We start from the raw sequence: 1,181 nt of genomic DNA on the forward strand, positions 1-1,181 counted from the left end.
TGAGACAACTTCCATCCATATTTGGCAAGGTTCGAGAACAAATGGTTGCAGCCCATAGCCGAGGATATAAGGACTTTCTAGCCATTCTACTTCTTCTTCGGGAACATTCCTTGTCTGAGGTAGCCGCAACACTCGAAACAATGAATATTGCAGATGTAACTGCAGCCGGACTACGGCAACGGTTATCCCCAGTTGACCTTACTATTACGGAAACAACAGAAGTGATGACCACGACGGTACATGCTGCGCAGTATGACCAACTACTTCAGGAGGTGATCTAATGACGGACACATTAATGGAAGCTAGAATGGGTATTGCTTGTGGCCAACTTCGTATGCCTGGACTACTTAAGCAATACCCGAGTCTCTTACGAGAGGCACTTGAGCAAAATGCCGATCATCTTCAATTCCTAACCTCTTGTCTTGAACACGAGGTTTTGAAAAAGCAGGAACTGAGACAACAAGGGCTCCTGCGTCAAGCCAAGTTCCCCAAACCTAAGACATTGCAAGAATTCCAGTTCGCACTGATCCCGAAACTACCTAAGATGAAGGTTGAACAGCTCGCTCAAGGAGCCTTCATTACAAGGAAAGAGAATGTGATCTGCATCGGCAGACCAGGTACGGGTAAAAGCCACATTGCGACAGCCATAGGGATGGGCGCGATGCTTGAAGGCTACCGTGTTCGATTTGTATCCGTGATGCAACTGCTTCAAGATTTACAGCTGGCGCAGTCGGAGTACCGATTGCCCCGGTTTCTAAAGAGTTGGAATAAGTTCGATCTGGTCATATTGGATGAGCTTGGTTACGTTCCGCTTGGCGAAGGTGGTAAGTTACTATTTCAATTCATCTCTCATCGTTATGAGCAAAATAGTATCATCATCACCTCAAACCTAGAATTCTCTCGCTGGGTGGACGTGTTTGGCGACCCCGCCTTAACCACAGCCCTCCTTGATCGACTTACACACCATTCTCATATTCTTCTATTTGACTGCGAATCTTTTCGTTTCCGTCAAACTATGGAAGAAAGAGGAAAGGAAGTTCTTCTATGAGCATGCTGACTCATGTTGCTTACGGATAGAACTCTTTCCACTCACACTGGCACCTACAAGTGCCCATTTTTTTCTGCCAGGGTGGTCAACTATTGGGTTAGCAAGGTGGTCAACATTTTGATTGACATATACA

General features: G+C 46.0%; 2 protein-coding genes. Both read left to right on the forward strand.

Going from position 1 to position 1,181, the window contains the following annotated elements; all coding sequences use genetic code 11:
* Positions 1–281: hypothetical protein (locus J2T13_RS26260; RefSeq protein ID WP_429375662.1), on the forward strand; the 281-nt coding region annotated here is incomplete at its 5' end.
* Positions 281–1,048 carry an IS21-like element helper ATPase IstB gene (gene istB, locus J2T13_RS26265; protein WP_429375664.1) on the forward strand — a complete coding sequence of 256 codons (768 nt, stop codon included), beginning with the start codon at positions 281–283 and terminating at the stop codon, positions 1,046–1,048. The genes J2T13_RS26260 and istB, both read left to right, overlap by 1 nt.
* Positions 1,049–1,181: the final 133 nt, after the last annotated feature.

The sequence above is a fragment of the Paenibacillus sp. DS2015 genome (assembly GCF_050433705.1).
GTDB lineage: Bacteria > Bacillota > Bacilli > Paenibacillales > Paenibacillaceae > Paenibacillus_AQ.

Coding starts and splice junctions, on each gene's coding strand:
- istB (WP_429375664.1), top strand. CDS start 281: ATGACGGACACATTAATGGAAGCTAGAATGGGTATTGCTTGTGGCCAA.